At 61.9% G+C, this 13,929-nt stretch carries 14 protein-coding genes; 5 read left to right on the plus strand and 9 right to left on the minus strand.

Annotated elements, in window-relative coordinates:
* Positions 1-107: 107 nt before the first annotated feature.
* The 5 genes from dnaK to GCN75_RS07945 form a co-directional block, all read right to left on the minus strand.
* Positions 108-2,051 (minus strand): molecular chaperone DnaK, encoded by a 1,944-nt coding sequence (gene dnaK, locus GCN75_RS07925; RefSeq protein ID WP_152282079.1) that lies wholly within the window; start codon positions 2,049-2,051, stop codon positions 108-110.
* Between the two features lie 91 nt (positions 2,052-2,142).
* Positions 2,143-2,679 carry a nucleotide exchange factor GrpE gene (gene grpE, locus GCN75_RS07930; protein ID WP_034745977.1) on the minus strand — a complete coding sequence of 179 codons (537 nt, stop codon included), beginning with the start codon at positions 2,677-2,679 and terminating at the stop codon, positions 2,143-2,145.
* Between the two features lie 343 nt (positions 2,680-3,022).
* Positions 3,023-4,132 carry a ferrochelatase gene (gene hemH, locus GCN75_RS07935; protein ID WP_152282080.1) on the minus strand — a complete coding sequence of 370 codons (1,110 nt, stop codon included), beginning with the start codon at positions 4,130-4,132 and terminating at the stop codon, positions 3,023-3,025.
* 149 nt (positions 4,133-4,281) lie between these two features.
* Positions 4,282-5,949 (minus strand): DNA repair protein RecN, encoded by a 1,668-nt coding sequence (recN, locus tag GCN75_RS07940; protein WP_152282081.1) that lies wholly within the window; start codon positions 5,947-5,949, stop codon positions 4,282-4,284.
* Positions 5,950-5,996: 47 nt separating this feature from the next.
* Positions 5,997-6,968, minus strand: a complete 972-nt coding sequence (locus GCN75_RS07945; protein WP_226941193.1) for an NAD kinase — start codon at positions 6,966-6,968, stop codon at positions 5,997-5,999.
* 262 nt (positions 6,969-7,230) lie between these two features.
* On the opposite strand from GCN75_RS07945, the gene GCN75_RS07950 reads away from it, so the two are divergent.
* The 4 genes from GCN75_RS07950 to gloA all read left to right on the plus strand — a co-directional run bounded on the left by GCN75_RS07950 (position 7,231) and on the right by gloA (position 9,915).
* Entirely contained in the window at positions 7,231-7,497 is a 267-nt protein-coding gene (locus GCN75_RS07950; protein ID WP_152282082.1) for a hypothetical protein, read from the plus strand.
* 51 nt (positions 7,498-7,548) lie between these two features.
* Positions 7,549-8,859: a PQQ-dependent sugar dehydrogenase gene (locus GCN75_RS07955; RefSeq protein ID WP_152282083.1), complete on the plus strand. Its 1,311-nt coding sequence runs from the start codon at positions 7,549-7,551 to the stop codon at positions 8,857-8,859.
* A 101-nt stretch (positions 8,860-8,960) separates the two neighbouring features.
* A complete protein-coding gene (locus GCN75_RS07960) occupies positions 8,961-9,383 on the plus strand; it encodes an OsmC family protein (protein ID WP_099666323.1) in 423 nt (140 codons plus the stop codon).
* A gap of 124 nt (positions 9,384-9,507) precedes the next feature.
* Complete coding sequence (gene gloA / locus GCN75_RS07965; protein WP_152282084.1) at positions 9,508-9,915, plus strand: lactoylglutathione lyase; 408 nt, start codon at positions 9,508-9,510, stop codon at positions 9,913-9,915.
* A 4-nt stretch (positions 9,916-9,919) separates the two neighbouring features.
* Here gloA and GCN75_RS07970 read toward each other — a convergent pair whose 3' ends face one another.
* Positions 9,920-10,825 carry a LysR substrate-binding domain-containing protein gene (locus GCN75_RS07970; protein ID WP_152282085.1) on the minus strand — a complete coding sequence of 302 codons (906 nt, stop codon included), beginning with the start codon at positions 10,823-10,825 and terminating at the stop codon, positions 9,920-9,922.
* A 92-nt stretch (positions 10,826-10,917) separates the two neighbouring features.
* Here GCN75_RS07970 and GCN75_RS07975 point away from each other — a divergent pair, with 92 nt between their 5' ends.
* A complete protein-coding gene (locus GCN75_RS07975; RefSeq protein ID WP_193317415.1) occupies positions 10,918-11,385 on the plus strand; it encodes a DMT family transporter in 468 nt (155 codons plus the stop codon).
* A gap of 66 nt (positions 11,386-11,451) precedes the next feature.
* On the opposite strand, the gene GCN75_RS07980 is transcribed toward GCN75_RS07975, so the two are convergent.
* The 3 genes from GCN75_RS07980 to GCN75_RS07990 all read right to left on the minus strand — a co-directional run bounded on the left by GCN75_RS07980 (position 11,452) and on the right by GCN75_RS07990 (position 13,921).
* Positions 11,452-12,792 (minus strand): TolC family outer membrane protein, encoded by a 1,341-nt coding sequence (locus GCN75_RS07980; protein ID WP_152282086.1) that lies wholly within the window; start codon positions 12,790-12,792, stop codon positions 11,452-11,454.
* Positions 12,793-12,933: 141 nt separating this feature from the next.
* Positions 12,934-13,257 (minus strand): rhodanese-like domain-containing protein, encoded by a 324-nt coding sequence (locus GCN75_RS07985; protein WP_152254893.1) that lies wholly within the window; start codon positions 13,255-13,257, stop codon positions 12,934-12,936.
* Positions 13,258-13,270: 13 nt separating this feature from the next.
* Entirely contained in the window at positions 13,271-13,921 is a 651-nt protein-coding gene (locus GCN75_RS07990) for a protein-L-isoaspartate O-methyltransferase family protein (RefSeq protein ID WP_152282087.1), read from the minus strand.
* Positions 13,922-13,929 lie beyond the last annotated feature (8 nt).

Here is a 13,929-nt window from a genome sequence, read left to right on the forward strand (position 1 = left end):
TCGAGTGCTGCGCTAGGCGCAGCGACTCGGCTCGGCCGGTCTTCGCGGCTAATCCCGCGATGTAGCGTTCAGCCCGGCTGCCCCCAGTTCATGGGAGCGCAAGACAATTACTTGCTGTCTTTGACTTCTTTGAAGTCAGCGTCGACAACGTCGTCTTGCTTGGCGCCTGCATCGGATGCGCCAGCAGCTTGCTGTGCACCTTCCGCGCCGCCGGCAGCTTGCTGCGCTTGCATGTCGGCATACATTTTTTCGCCCAGTTTCTGCGATGCGCTCGACAGTGCTTCCACCTTGGCGTCGATCTCAGCCTTGTCGCCCGCCTTGATGCTTGCTTCCAGGTCGGTGATCGCCGCTTCGATCTTCTCTTTCTCGCCCGCGTCCAGCTTGTCGCCGTATTCGGTCAAGGATTTCCGGGTCGAGTGTACCAGAGCATCGGCCTGGTTGCGCGACTCGGCCAATTCTTTGACCTTCTTGTCTTCTTCCGCGTTCAACTCGGCGTCTTTCACCATCTTCTGGATTTCCGCCTCGGTCAAGCCGGAATTGGCCTTGATCGTGATCTTGTTTTCCTTGCCGGTGGCCTTGTCTTTCGCGCCGACATGCAAGATGCCGTTGGCGTCGATGTCGAAGGTCACTTCGATCTGTGGCGTACCGCGTGCTGCTGGCGGGATGCCTTCCAGATTGAATTCGCCCAGACCCTTGTTGCCGGCGGCGATTTCGCGCTCACCCTGGAAGACCTTGATGGTCACCGCAGGCTGGTTGTCGTCGGCCGTCGAGAAGACCTGGCTGAACTTGGTCGGAATCGTCGTGTTTTTGTGGATCATCTTGGTCATCACGCCGCCCAGGGTTTCGATACCCAGGGACAGGGGAGTAACGTCCAGCAACAGCAAGTCCTTGCGTTCGCCCGACAGGACCGAACCCTGGATCGCTGCGCCCACGGCGACGGCTTCGTCCGGGTTCACGTCCTTGCGTGGTTCCTTGCCGAAGAATTCCTTCACTTTTTCCTGCACCTTCGGCATACGGGTCATACCGCCGACCAGGATGATGTCATCGATGTCCGACACTTTGACGCCCGCATCCTTGATAGCGGTGCGGCAAGGTTCCATCGTTGCCGTGATCAGCTCTTCCACCAGCGACTCCAGCTTGGCGCGGGTCATCTTCAGGTTCAAGTGGACCGGGGCGCCGTTCGCCATGGCGATGTAGGGCTCGTTGATCTCGGTCTGTTGCGACGACGACAGCTCGATCTTCGCGCGCTCGGCCGAAGCCTTGATGCGCTGCAGAGCGATCGGATCTTTTTTCAGATCGATGCCGTTGATCTTCTTGAACTCGTCGATGATGTAATCGATGACGCGCTGGTCGAAGTCTTCGCCGCCCAGGAAGGTGTCGCCGTTGGTCGACAGCACTTCAAATTGTTTTTCGCCATCTACATCGGCGATTTCGATGATCGATACGTCGAACGTACCGCCACCCAAGTCGTACACGGCGATTTTACGGTCGCCTTTTTCAGCCTTGTCCAGGCCGAACGCCAGCGCTGCCGCGGTTGGCTCGTTGATGATGCGCTTGACGTCCAGGCCAGCGATACGGCCGGCATCCTTGGTAGCTTGACGCTGCGAATCGTTGAAGTACGCAGGCACGGTGATGACGGCTTCGGTGACTTCTTCACCGAGGTAGTCTTCTGCCGTTTTCTTCATCTTGCGCAGCACTTCAGCCGAAATTTGCGGCGGGGCCAGTTTTTTGTCGCGTACGCCGATCCATGCATCGCCGTTGTCGGCTTTCATGATTTGGTACGGCATCAGCGCGATGTCTTTTTGCACTTCTTTTTCGTCGAACTTGCGACCGATCAGACGCTTGACTGCGTACAGCGTGTTTTTCGGATTGGTCACGGCCTGGCGTTTCGCTGGCGCGCCGACGAGAATTTCGCCATCTTCTTGATAAGCAATAATCGACGGCGTCGTGCGTGCGCCTTCAGCGTTTTCGATTACCTTTGGTTGACCGTTTTCCATGATGGAAACGCAGGAATTCGTGGTTCCCAGATCGATACCGATAATTCTACCCATGATTTTTTTCCTTTTATTTGCTAGATTTCAGATGGTTCTTATATGTGGCAAAGCGGCATGGTTTCAAGGCTTGCTTGATGCCGCCCTCTGATTATTTTGCTTGCGCGGTCGTTACAATGGCTGGACGCAGCAGGCGGTCCGCAATCATATAGCCCTTTTGCAGGACTGACACGATGGTATTGGCTTCCTGGTCTGCTGGCACCACGGCAACGGCCTGGTGTTTCATCGGATCGAGCTTCTCGCCCTGCACTGGCAAGACTTCCACCAGGCGGTTGCGCTCGAACGCGGCGTTCAATTGCTTCAGGGTCATCTCGACGCCTTCTTTCAGCGACTCGATGGTCGGTGCTTCCACCGTCAGCGCCGTTTCCAGGCTGTCTTTCACCGGCACCATGGCTTCGGCAAAGCTTTCCACTGCGAATTTATGCGCTTTAGCAACATCTTCCTGCGCACGGCGGCGAATGTTTTCGCCATCGGCCTTGGCGCGCATGAAGGCATCGTGCATCTCTGCAAGACGCGCTTCGGTACTCGCCAGCTGCTCTTCCAAAGTAGGCTCTGCGGGAGTCGATGGGGCAGTCGCCGCGGCGTCCGCTTGCGGATTAGGTACAGCTTGGTTTTCCTGATCTTGCATCTAGAAAGCTCCTACAATCAATGACTTAAATGAGTTAGTCTAACTATCTTTACAACACTAACGGGCAGATGGGGCTATATCCTATTGTTTCAAGGGGTATTCATGGCAAAACCGGGGATTACCTCGTTCCATGTTACAGCTTATTACAAAGCGCTTCCCGTTTCGGGCAGCGATCCGTGCGCACCCCCTTGATTTTCCTGGCTTCCCACGGCAAAGCGGGCATTCTACCAGCCCCGCCGCCGCCATCGCCACTGGCAGCGTTGCTATCTGGATAGTTCCGTGGCCACGCCAGACATGACAAAGCCGCGCAAGCGCGGCTTTTTATTGCATAAAAATAATTATTTCAGTTCGCGGCGCCCAGCGCCAGTGCCGCCGCGCGCGCCTGCTCGCCCGCTTTCCTGTCGCCCTCGCGCTGCGCCGCCGTCTTCATCGTCGGCCAGCCGATCATGTGTTGTTCGGCAATTTCCGCCAGTCCCGCGATCCAGGCCGGCGTTTCATTCAAGCAAGCGATGTAATGAAACTGCTGGCCACCGGCCATTTCGAAATCATGCTTGGCTTCCATGGCGATCTCTTCCAGGGTTTCCAGGCAATCGCTGGTAAAGCCCGGGCACAGCAGGTCGACGCGCTTGATACCCTGTTGCGCCAGCGCCACCAGGGTGGGCGCCGTGTACGGCTGCAGCCATTCGGCCTTGCCAAAGCGCGACTGGAAAGTCACCACATATTGCTCTTTGGTTAATTTCAGCTTGTCCGCCAGCAGGCGCGCCGTTTTCAGGCATTGGCAGTGATACGGGTCACCCAGCAGCAAGGTGCGCTTGGGCACACCGTGAAAGCTCATCACCAGTTTTTCCGGACGGCCATGCGCTTCCCAGTGGTTCAACACGGAATCGCGCAAGGCGTCGATATACGTGTCGTGCTCGTGGTACTGCTTAATAAAACGCAATTCCGGCACATTGCGCACCGTGGCGTAATGGGCAAACACGGCGTCGTAGATGGAGCCTGTCGTCGTGCCCGAATATTGCGGATAAGCAGGCAAGATGGCGATGCGCTCGCAGCCTTCGCTTTTCAAGGTGGCCAGTACCTCGGGCAAGGAAGGCGAACCGTAGCGCATGGCCATGGCCACCGTGACGCCGTCATGGCCCCGTTCGGCCAGGGCGCCGGCCAGCAATTTCGCCTGCTTTTGCGTGTGCACTTTCAGGGGCGAGCCTTCGCGCGTCCAGATCGACGCATATTTCTTGGCCGACTGGCCCGAGCGGAATGGCAGGATGATCAGGTTCAAAATGAACCACCAGACGGCGCGGGGAATCTCCACCACGCGCGGATCCGACAGGAATTGCTTCAGGTAGCGCCGCACGGCCGACGACGTGGGCGCATCGGGCGTGCCCAGGTTGACCAGCACCACGGCGCTGCGGTCGATGCTGCCATGCGTGTACGGCGGTTCTGTTTGAAATGACATGAAGGCTCTTTGAAGGCGTTGGATGGATAGCCACTTATTATAGTTGCATTGAGTTAATAGCGAGGCACTGGGGTCAGACCCTCAATGCCGCTAACGCCAGGCTCAGCGCTAACGCATCCGGGGGTCTGCCCCCGGATTTAAGCCCGCGTTTAAATCGCCAGTAACTCGCGCGCATGCTTGCGCGTGGTGGCCGTGATTTCCAGGCCGCCCAGCATGCGCGCTACTTCTTCCACCCTGGCCTTGGCGTCGAGCATGTCGATGCGCGACGCCGTCTTGCCGTTGTCCAGGGTGCTTTTTGCCACTTGGAAATGCTGATTCGCCTGGCTGGCCACTTGCGGCAAATGGGTCACGCACAGCACTTGCCGTCCCTGTCCCAGGCGTTTCAGCAGGCGTCCCACCACTTCGGCGACGGCGCCGCCGATGCCGCTGTCGACCTCGTCGAAGATCAGGGTGGGCGTGGTGGTGGCGTGCGAGGTGATGACGGAAATGGCCAGCGCGATGCGCGCCAGTTCGCCGCCGGACGCCACTTTTGCCAGCGAGCGGGGCGCCGTGCCCGCATGGCCGGCGACGAGGAACTCGACCTGCTCGAGGCCATGGGCGGCCGGTTCGCAGGGATTGAGGGCAATCTCGAAGCTGCCGCCCGTCATGCTCAGTTCCTGCATGGCGCGCGTGACGGCTTGCCCCAGTTCCAGCGCGGCGGCGCGGCGCGTGGCGGACAGGCGCTCGGCCACGGCGCGATACTCGGCCTCGATCTTCGCTTCCTGGCGCAGCAAGCCTTCGATATCGGAAGCGTCGGCCAGATGCTGCAGCTTTTCCGACAGCTTGGCGTGCTCGTCGGGCAATTCCTCGGGCGTGACGCGGAATTTGCGAGCCGTGCTGTGCATGGCTTCCATGCGCGCGTCGAGCTGGTGCAGGCGCTCCGGGTCCAGCTCCACGCGGTCCAGGTAATTGTTGAGCGCATACACGGATTCCTGCAGCTGGATGCGCGACGATTCGATCAGGTCGACAATCGGCTGCAATTCCGCATCGACGGATACCAGCTTGCCCAGCTTCTGGTTCAGGGCCGACAGTTGCGACACGATGGGATGGTCTTCCGACTCGGAAATAATCGACAGGGCTTCCTGCGCCCCCTCCAGCAGGCTGGCCGCATGCGACAGCCGGCTGTGCTCGTTCGTGATGTCCGTCCACTCACCGGGCTTGGCGGCCAGTTTTTCCAGTTCGCCCACTTGCCATTCCAGGCGTTCGCGCTCGTACAGCACGTTGGCGGCATTCGTTTCGAATTCTTCGCGCTGGCGCACGAGGGCGCGCCAGCGCTTGTGCAGCGTCGCCACCTGCCGCGCATCCTGCTCCGCGCCCGCTTCGCGCGCCGTCGCCTGGCCGTCGAGCAGGGCGCGCTGCGCTTCGCTTTTCAGCAAGGACTGGTGCGCGTGCTGGCCGTGGATGTCGACCAGCATGTCGCCCAGTTCGCGCAACTGCGCGGCCGTGGCGGGGATGCCGTTGATGTACGCTTTCGAGCGGCCCGCATTGTCGATGACGCGGCGCAACAGGGCGCCGCCATCGTCGTTGGCGAATTCGTTGGCCGCCAGCCACGCCTGCGCCACCTCGCTGACGGAGAAATCGGCCGTGATGTCGGCCTTGGCCGCGCCTTCGCGCACCACGCTGGCATCGCCGCGCCCGCCCAGCGCCAGGGTGAGCGCATCGATGAGGATGGACTTGCCGGCGCCCGTCTCGCCCGTCAGCACGCTGAAGCCGGCGGAAAATTCCAGTTCAATGGTATCGACAATGACAAAATCGCGAATGGACAGTGTATGGAGCATGGCTTCTGTGGTTGGGCGGCGAACCGCGGGTTAGCGTGGAGAAAATGTTAGCTGAGCTTGCCCTCGCCCGACGGGTACTCATTCCAGTGCAATTTTTCACGCAGGGTGTTGTAGTAACTCCACCCTTCCGGATGCAGGAAGGTAATCGTGTGCGGCGAACGGCGGATGAGGATGCGGTCTTGCTGCACCAGGCTGGCAAAAGTCTGCATGTCGAAATTGACGCTGATATCGCGCCCGCGCACGATTTCCACGACGATCTGGCTGGAATCGGGCAGGACGATGGGGCGGTTCGACAACGCATGCGGGGCGATCGGCACGAGCACGATGCCGCCCAGGGTCGGGTGCAGCAGGGGGCCCCCGGCCGACAGCGCATACGCGGTCGAGCCCGTGGGCGTGGCGATGATCAGTCCGTCAGAGCGCTGGTTGTACATGAAGTGCCCGTCCACCTCGACGCGCAATTCCGCCATGCCGGCGCCGCCGCCGCGCGAGACGACGACATCGTTGACGGCCATGCCCACGTGAATCGACTCACCGTCGCGCAGCACGCTGCCTTCAAGCAAGGTGCGGCGTTCGGCCTTGAAACGGCCGCCGAGAATTTGCGCCAGCACGGGCAGCATGCGCTCAAGCGGGATATCCGTCATGAAGCCCAAGCGCCCTTGATTGATACCGATCAAGGGCACGTCGAATGGCGCCAGCTGACGCGCAATGCCCAGCATGGTGCCGTCGCCGCCCATGACGATGGCGCAATCGGCAGCGGCGCCGATCTCGGCCGGCGACATGGCGCGCACGCCGGGAAACGCCAGGTTCAGGTGCGCGGCCGTCTCCGCTTCAAAGACGACCGTGTGGCCCAGCACCTGCAGGAAATCCACGATGCTTTTAACGGGCTCGGCAATGCCATCCGTATTCTGGCGCACGACCAGGGCGATGGTCTTGGCGCCCAGGTTGAAGCGCTCGCCCGGGGCTGGCAAGGTCGCGGCTGGCTGTTCGGCGCGCTGTTCGGCGTGTTTATCGACGGGCATAAGAGTCTCGGAAAATAAATTCAGTGGCAAGCCGCCCCAGGCTGTCGCGTCGCACGCCGCCATCGCATGATACTGTATATATGCACAGTATAGTGCGGCTATCGTGTGCCTGCAAGGGGCGTTCTTGGTGTTGCACGCAGTGTAGCGCAGAAAAAGAATCGTCCATGCGTGCGCCAGCGCTCCCAGCGCGGACAAATCCGCTTGCGGACGGCCCGGTGCGGCAGGACACTGATTGCACGTATTCTTACTGTCAGGAGGCCATATGGCTACCCAGCCAAGCGAGCGCAAGATCAACACCGATGAAAAGGTCCGCAATGACGGCGTCGACCGCCTGCCGCACGAGCGCGATGAATCGCCCGATGCGCAAAACGTGCGCCCGCGCAAAATCATGCAACAGGCGGCCAGCGACCTGGAACGGGGGCTGGTCGATACGGACCGGCGCGCCCAGCCAGGCGCGGAAAAGGTCAAGCCTGCCGCGCCGCAGCAGGCCCGCCCCGACGCAGAACTGGAACCAAAGAAGGCGCGCTGACTCCAACTGTCACGCGCTGCTGCTCGCATTGCTAGTGTTATGGAGTACGCCATGCATCTCTACGCCTGTTCCTTCCTGCTGGCCGCTGCCTGCGGCGCACACGCCGTCCACGCCCAGGCGCCTGCCATGCCCGTGGGCTATGGCCCGCACCCCGTCCTGCCCGCGCCGGACAAGCAATTCATCCCCACCGTCAACGTGGCGCCCGTGCAGCGCTGGACGGCCACCCAGCGCCCCACGGTCGCGGCCGGTCTGGCCATCCATGCATATGCGCGCGGCCTCGACCATCCGCGCTGGCTGTATGTCTTGCCGAATGGCGACGTGCTCGTGGCAGAAACGAATGCGCCGCCCAAGCCCGACGACAGCAAGGGCATCAAGGGCGCCATCATGCAGATGCAAATGAAAAAAGCGGGCGCCGCCACGCCCAGCGCCAACCGCATCACCTTGCTGCGCGGCGTCGATGCGAACGGCATGGCGCAAACGCGCAGCGTGTTCCTGCAAGGCTTACACTCGCCATTCGGCATGGCCCTGGTGGGCAACGAGCTGTACATCGCCAATGCCGATGCCTTGATGCGCTTTCCTTACGTCACGGGACAAACGGCCATCACGGCGCCGGGCGTCAAGGTCATGGATTTGCCCGGTGGCCCCATCAATCACCACTGGACCAAGAACGTCGTCGCCAGCGCCGATGGCAAATTTCTGTACGTGTCCGTCGGCTCGAACAGCAATGTGGGCGAAAACGGCATGGGGGCCGAAGACGGCCGCGCCGCCATCTGGCAATACACGCGGGCCACGGGCAAGGCAAAAGTCTACGCCACGGGCTTGCGCAACCCCGTGGGCCTGGCCTGGCAACCCGCAACGGGCGCCTTGTGGACGGCCGTCAACGAGCGCGACGAGCTGGGCAACGATCTGGTGCCGGACTACATGACCTCGGTCAAGGAAGGCGCATTCTATGGCTGGCCTTACAGTTATTTCGGCCAGCACGCCGATGCGCGCGTCACGCCGCCGCGCCCCGAACTGGTGGCCAGGGCCATCGCGCCCGACTATGCGCTGGGCGCGCATACGGCCTCGCTGGGTCTGTCATTCTATGACGGCGCCTTGCTGCCAGCGCGCTACCGGGGCGGCGCCTTCATCGGCCAGCACGGTTCGTGGAACCGCAAGCCCTTCAGCGGCTATAAAGTCATTTATGTGCCCTTCGCCAACGGCGTGCCCAGCGGCCCGCCACAGGATGTCGTCAGCGGCTTCCTGGACGGAAACGGCAAGGCGCAGGGGCGTCCCGTCGGCGTGGCCGTCGACAAGCCGGGCGCGCTGCTGGTGGCGGACGACGTGGGCAATGTCATCTGGCGCGTGACGCCGGCGCCGTGAGCGTATTGACGCCGCGCATGCTGCTTCTGTGTGACGCAACGAACGGAAGCGCAAAGGGGGGACGCGCATGATGGACGCTCGAACCACGCAAGGAGTACATCATGAAAAAAACAGGATCGGCCGTCTGGAGTGGCGGCCTTAAAGATGGTAAAGGTTTCATTTCGACCCAAAGCGGCGCGCTCGACAATGTGGCCTACGGCTTCAACACGCGCTTCGAAGACGGCCCCGGTAGCAATCCCGAAGAACTGATCGGCGCGGCCCATGCCGCCTGCTTCACGATGGCCCTGTCCGGCCAACTGGGCGAGGCGGGCCTGCGCGCCACGGCCTTGAAAACCACGGCCGATGTCAGCCTGGAAAAAATCGATGGCAGCTATGCCATCACGGCCGTGCACCTGACCCTGGTGGCCAGCATTCCCGGCGCCACCGACGAAGCATTCCAGGATGCGGCCCTGCGCGCCAAGCTCGGCTGCCCCGTGTCCAAGCTGCTGGCCACGGAAATCACCCTGGACGCCCATCTGGAGTAAATCCGGGCGCATCGACGCCGCCGTCCGCCGCCCCTGCGCCCGCGGGCGGCTGGGACGGTCTCGGCACGAAAGCCGTAAAACGCATAAAATCCTGCCATTCCCCTATCATCATCAAGGATTTACGATGCGTATTTTGCACACCATGTTACGGGTCGGCGACCTGCAGCGCTCCATCGATTTTTACACCAAGGTCCTGGGCATGAAGCTGCTGCGCACCAGCGACAATCCCGAATACCAGTACACCCTGGCCTTCGTCGGCTACGGCGCCAACCCCGACCATGCGGAACTGGAACTGACGTACAACTATGGCACCACCAGCTACGAGCTGGGCACGGCCTACGGCCACATCGCCATCTCGGCCGACGATATCGTCGCCGCGTGCGATGCGGCGCGCGCAAATGGCGGCAACGTCACGCGCGAACCGGGCCCTGTCAAAGGCGGCAACACGGTCATCGCTTTCATCACCGATCCGGACGGCTACAAGATCGAATTGATCGAGCGCAAGTTCGACGGCCAGGGCGGCGGGCTGTAAGACGTCAGCCTGGCTCCGCGGCCGTGGCGATGGCCGCGCGCAGCCAGGCAATCCCCGCATCGCCGTCCGTGCGGCGGTGCCGTATCGCTTCAAACGCAAACGGTGCGATGGCAAATGGCGCGGCATGCCGTGCCAGCCCCTGCGCCGCGCTGCCGCGCAAGGCGCGCCGGGCCACCGTCAAAATCAAATCCGTTCCCATCAGCACGTCCGGTGCGACCGTCCAGTACGGCACGCGCATGGCGATGCGGCGCGCCAGCCCCAGCTGGGCCAGCGCCGCGTCGACTTCAGCGGCCATGCCCCCTTCGCTGGACGCCACCAGCACATGGGGGCGCGCCAGGTACGTGTCCAGGCTCAATGTTTCGCCGGCGGCCAGGCTGGCCGGGTCCAGCGCGCACACGAACGTTTCCTCAAACAAGGTTTCCCTGTGCAACTGTTCGGGCAGTTGCGGGAACACGCCCAGCGCCACGTCGATGTCGCCATCCTGCACGCCAGCCACCACGGCAGGACGGCTGGCGTAACTGACGGCCACGTCGATGCCGGGCGCCTCCCTGCGCAAGCGGCGCAGCAAGGCGGGCAGGATCAATGCCGCGCCATAATCGGACATGGCCAGGCGAAACACGCGCTGCGCCGTGGCCGCTTCGAAGACGGCGCCACCGAGCACGGAACGCACGCTTTGCAGGGCTTCGGCCAGGGGCCGCGCCAATTCCAGCGCGCGCGCCGTGGGCTGGAAGCCACCCTTGCCGCGCAGCAGCAGTGGATCGCCGAGCAAGTGGCGCAAGCGTGCCAGTGCGTGGCTGACGGCAGGCTGGCTCATGTGCAAGCGTTCCGCCGCGCGCGACAGATGGCGTTCGCTGAGCAGCGCTTCCAGGATCACCAGCAGGTTCAAATCGACGGCGCGCAGATTATTCATTTGCTGCATAGTTGAATGACAAACTACGAATTGGATTTAATCATGACAGCATAATACGATGACCCCATCAATTCAAAGTGATGGAGTCAAACATGCATGGATGGATTACCCTGTTTGCCCCGCTGGCCATGCTGGCGGGTGCCGTCGTCCCGTTCCAGGCGGGCGCGAATGCCGCGCTGGGCCGCAACCTGGGCCACCCGCTGTGGGCTACGCTCGCTTCGCTGGCTGTCAGCGCCGTGCTCGCGTCGCTGCTGATGCTGGTCTGGCGCGTGCCGGCGCCCGATGTCCACCTCGCCGTGCGCGGACCGGGCTGGTCCTGGCTGGGCGGCGCTGCCGGCGTGTTTTATATTACGGCCGCACTGATGCTGGCGCCGCGCATGGGTTCCGGCCCCTTCATGGCGGCCGTCATCGGCGGCCAAATGCTGGCAGCGCTGGCCATCGACCGCTACGGCTTGCTGGGCTTTGCCGTCAAGCATATTTCTCCGCTGCACTGGGCGGGCGCGGGCCTGGTGGTTGCCGGCGTCGTACTCACGCAAATTGCCAACAGCCGCACAGCGTGATGCTGCGCAAGACGAAAAAAAACCAGCGCCGTTGCCGGTGCTGGTTGTGGTCTGGCGCAGACCGGATTATTTTTCCAGCAAGGCGTTGACAGGCATCAAGTCCGTTTCCTTCAAGGTTCCGGCCGCCGACTTCAGGCGCAAGCCGTTCATGATGGTGTCATAGCGCGCTTTCGACAGGTCTTTTTGCGTCGAGAACAATTGTTTCTGCGCATTCAAGACGTCGATATTGATGCGCACGCCCACTTGATAGCCGAGCTGGTTCGATTCCAGCGCCGACTTGCTCGACACTTCCGCCGCTTCCAGCGCCTTGACTTGCGCCAGGCCGCTGTTGACGCCCAGGAAAGCCTGGCGCGCGCCCTGCGCTGCCGTGCGGCGCGCCGTTTCCAGGTCGTTGCGGGCCTTGTTTTCCAGCGCGATCGATTCGCGCACCTTGCTGGTGACGGCAAAGCCGCTGAAAATCGGGATGCTCCACTGCACGCCGATGGCATTGTTGTTGGTGCCGTTGCCATTGCCGCCGCCGGAAGAGTAGGTATGGCCCGCGTTGGCGATCAGGTCCAAGGTCGGATAGTGGCCGGCGCGGTTGCGGCCGATGTCGCGCTTGGCCGATTCCACATTGAACTGCGACGTGACGACGCCATAGTTCTGCTCTTCGGCCGATGCCACCCACGGCTCGACGGCAGCCGGTTCCGGCGCGCTGAGGACCACGCCCGTGCGCATGGGCGCCAGCGAGGTCGGCGCTTCGCCGATGATGGTTTGCAGCGCGCTGCGTTTGTTGGCCAGGTCGTTGATGGCGGCAAATTCCTGCGCCACCACCAGGTCGTACGCCGCTTGCGCTTCATGCGTGTCGGTAATCGTTTGCGTGCCGACTTCGAAGTTGCGCTTGGCCGATGCCAGCTGCTCCGTCGTGGCGACTTTTTGCGCTTGCGTGGCGCCCAGGTTGTCCTGCGCGCTCAGCACGTCGAAATACGCCTGCGCCACGCGCGTGATCAGGTCTTGCTGCACCTGTGCAAATTGCGCTTCGGCAATCGCCTGCGCCAGCTTGCTTTGCTGATAGGTTTCCCAGCGATCCCAGCGGAACAGCGGTTGCGCCAGGGTCAGATTGTAGGCATTCGTGCGCACATTCACGGACGGCGAGGTGATCTTGTTGCCGCCATTATTCTGGACGATCTGTTCCTGATTGCCACGCGTATTGCTGCCCGAAGCGGACACTTGCGGCAGCAAGCCGGCCAATCCCTGCGGAACCCGCTCCATCCCGGCCGACAGGGCCGCGCGCGCGCTGGCATACTGCGCGTCATTGGCCAGCGCCTGCTGGTACACCTGGATGAGATCGGCCGCCTGCGCTTGCAGCGAGCATGTCATCGAGACAAAGGCGCTGGTCATCAGCACGGCGATAAGGGGTTTCCGCATTGCATTTCTCCGTTGGAGTCGTCAAAAGTTGATGGAATCAAAAATCTGCTACCGCTTGCCTTGCGCCCGCCGGATGAGCGGGGTACAGGCCTCCGCAGGCATGCAGGAAAACATGCCTGGGTGCATCTACTGCAAAATAACTTAGTATTTAGGCATGGCGCTGTCGACTTGCAGCGCCCAGGCATGCACGCCGCCCGTCAAATTACTGATCTTGCCAAAGCCATTGCGCTCCAGGAAGGCCGCCACTTGCATGCTGCGCGCGCCGTGATGGCAGATGCAGACGATCTCGGCATCTTCATCGAGATCATCGATGCGCGCAGGAATCGAGTTCATCTGCATCAAGGTGGCACCCTCGAGGTGGCACAGGTCGAACTCCCATTGTTCCCGCACGTCCAGCAGGAACGGACGGGGGCGGGAAGGGTCAGCCAGCCAGGCGGCCAGCTGCGGTGCACTCAAATGCTCCATCGAATCGGTCGCCTCAGAACTGGAAATGCGACGGTGCCACGGCTTGCAGTGGCGTGACATTGGTTTCAAACAGCTTGCGCGTGTCGTAAGCCTTGTCCGAGCTGCGCGTGATCAGATGCGCCGACATGATCGGCGCTTCGCCGATGATGGCCAGGATGCGGCCGCCGACTTTCACTTGCTGCAACAGCGCTTCAGGCAACACGGCCAGGGCGCCGGAAACGACGATCACGTCGTACGGCGCGCCCTTGCTCCAGCCCTGGGAGCCGTCGCCCAGTTCCACGGTCACGTTCGTCACGCCGTTGGCGGCCAGGTTCTGCTCGGCCAGGGTTTTCAATTGGGGAACGATTTCCACGCTCGTCACATGACGCGCCTTGTGCGCCAGCAAAGCAGCCATGTAGCCGCTGCCGGTGCCGATTTCCAGCACATTTTCATGCTTCTTGACGGCTACGTCTTGCAAGATGCGCGCTTCCAGCTTCGGCGTCAGCATGCATTCGCCGCCGCCCAGTGGAATTTCGGTATCGACGAAGGCCAGGTTTTTATAGGCGGCCGGCACGAAATCTTCACGTTTGACCACGTTCAACAGCTCCAGCACGTCGATATCCAGTACGTCCCATGGACGGATCTGCTGTTCGATCATATTGAAGCGGGCTTGTTCGATATTCATCTTTGGAC

The sequence above is a fragment of the Janthinobacterium violaceinigrum genome (assembly GCF_009208555.1).
Taxonomy (GTDB): domain Bacteria; phylum Pseudomonadota; class Gammaproteobacteria; order Burkholderiales; family Burkholderiaceae_D; genus Janthinobacterium; species Janthinobacterium violaceinigrum.

Excerpts from the sequence above, each read along its gene's own strand:
- GCN75_RS07955 (WP_152282083.1), top strand. The coding sequence starts at position 7,549 with ATGCATCTCTACGCCTGTTCCTTCCTGCTGGCCGCTGCCTGCGGCGCA.
- GCN75_RS07975 (WP_193317415.1), top strand. The coding sequence starts at position 10,918 with ATGCATGGATGGATTACCCTGTTTGCCCCGCTGGCCATGCTGGCGGGT.
- GCN75_RS07945 (WP_226941193.1), bottom strand. The coding sequence starts at position 6,968 with ATGCCCGTCGATAAACACGCCGAACAGCGCGCCGAACAGCCAGCCGCG.
- gloA (WP_152282084.1), top strand. The coding sequence starts at position 9,508 with ATGCGTATTTTGCACACCATGTTACGGGTCGGCGACCTGCAGCGCTCC.
- GCN75_RS07985 (WP_152254893.1), bottom strand. The coding sequence starts at position 13,257 with ATGGAGCATTTGAGTGCACCGCAGCTGGCCGCCTGGCTGGCTGACCCT.
- dnaK (WP_152282079.1), bottom strand. The coding sequence starts at position 2,051 with ATGGGTAGAATTATCGGTATCGATCTGGGAACCACGAATTCCTGCGTT.
- GCN75_RS07960 (WP_099666323.1), top strand. The coding sequence starts at position 8,961 with ATGAAAAAAACAGGATCGGCCGTCTGGAGTGGCGGCCTTAAAGATGGT.
- hemH (WP_152282080.1), bottom strand. The coding sequence starts at position 4,132 with ATGTCATTTCAAACAGAACCGCCGTACACGCATGGCAGCATCGACCGC.
- GCN75_RS07990 (WP_152282087.1), bottom strand. The coding sequence starts at position 13,921 with ATGAATATCGAACAAGCCCGCTTCAATATGATCGAACAGCAGATCCGT.
- GCN75_RS07970 (WP_152282085.1), bottom strand. The coding sequence starts at position 10,825 with ATGAATAATCTGCGCGCCGTCGATTTGAACCTGCTGGTGATCCTGGAA.
- GCN75_RS07980 (WP_152282086.1), bottom strand. The coding sequence starts at position 12,792 with ATGCGGAAACCCCTTATCGCCGTGCTGATGACCAGCGCCTTTGTCTCG.
- GCN75_RS07950 (WP_152282082.1), top strand. The coding sequence starts at position 7,231 with ATGGCTACCCAGCCAAGCGAGCGCAAGATCAACACCGATGAAAAGGTC.
- grpE (WP_034745977.1), bottom strand. The coding sequence starts at position 2,679 with ATGCAAGATCAGGAAAACCAAGCTGTACCTAATCCGCAAGCGGACGCC.
- recN (WP_152282081.1), bottom strand. The coding sequence starts at position 5,949 with ATGCTCCATACACTGTCCATTCGCGATTTTGTCATTGTCGATACCATT.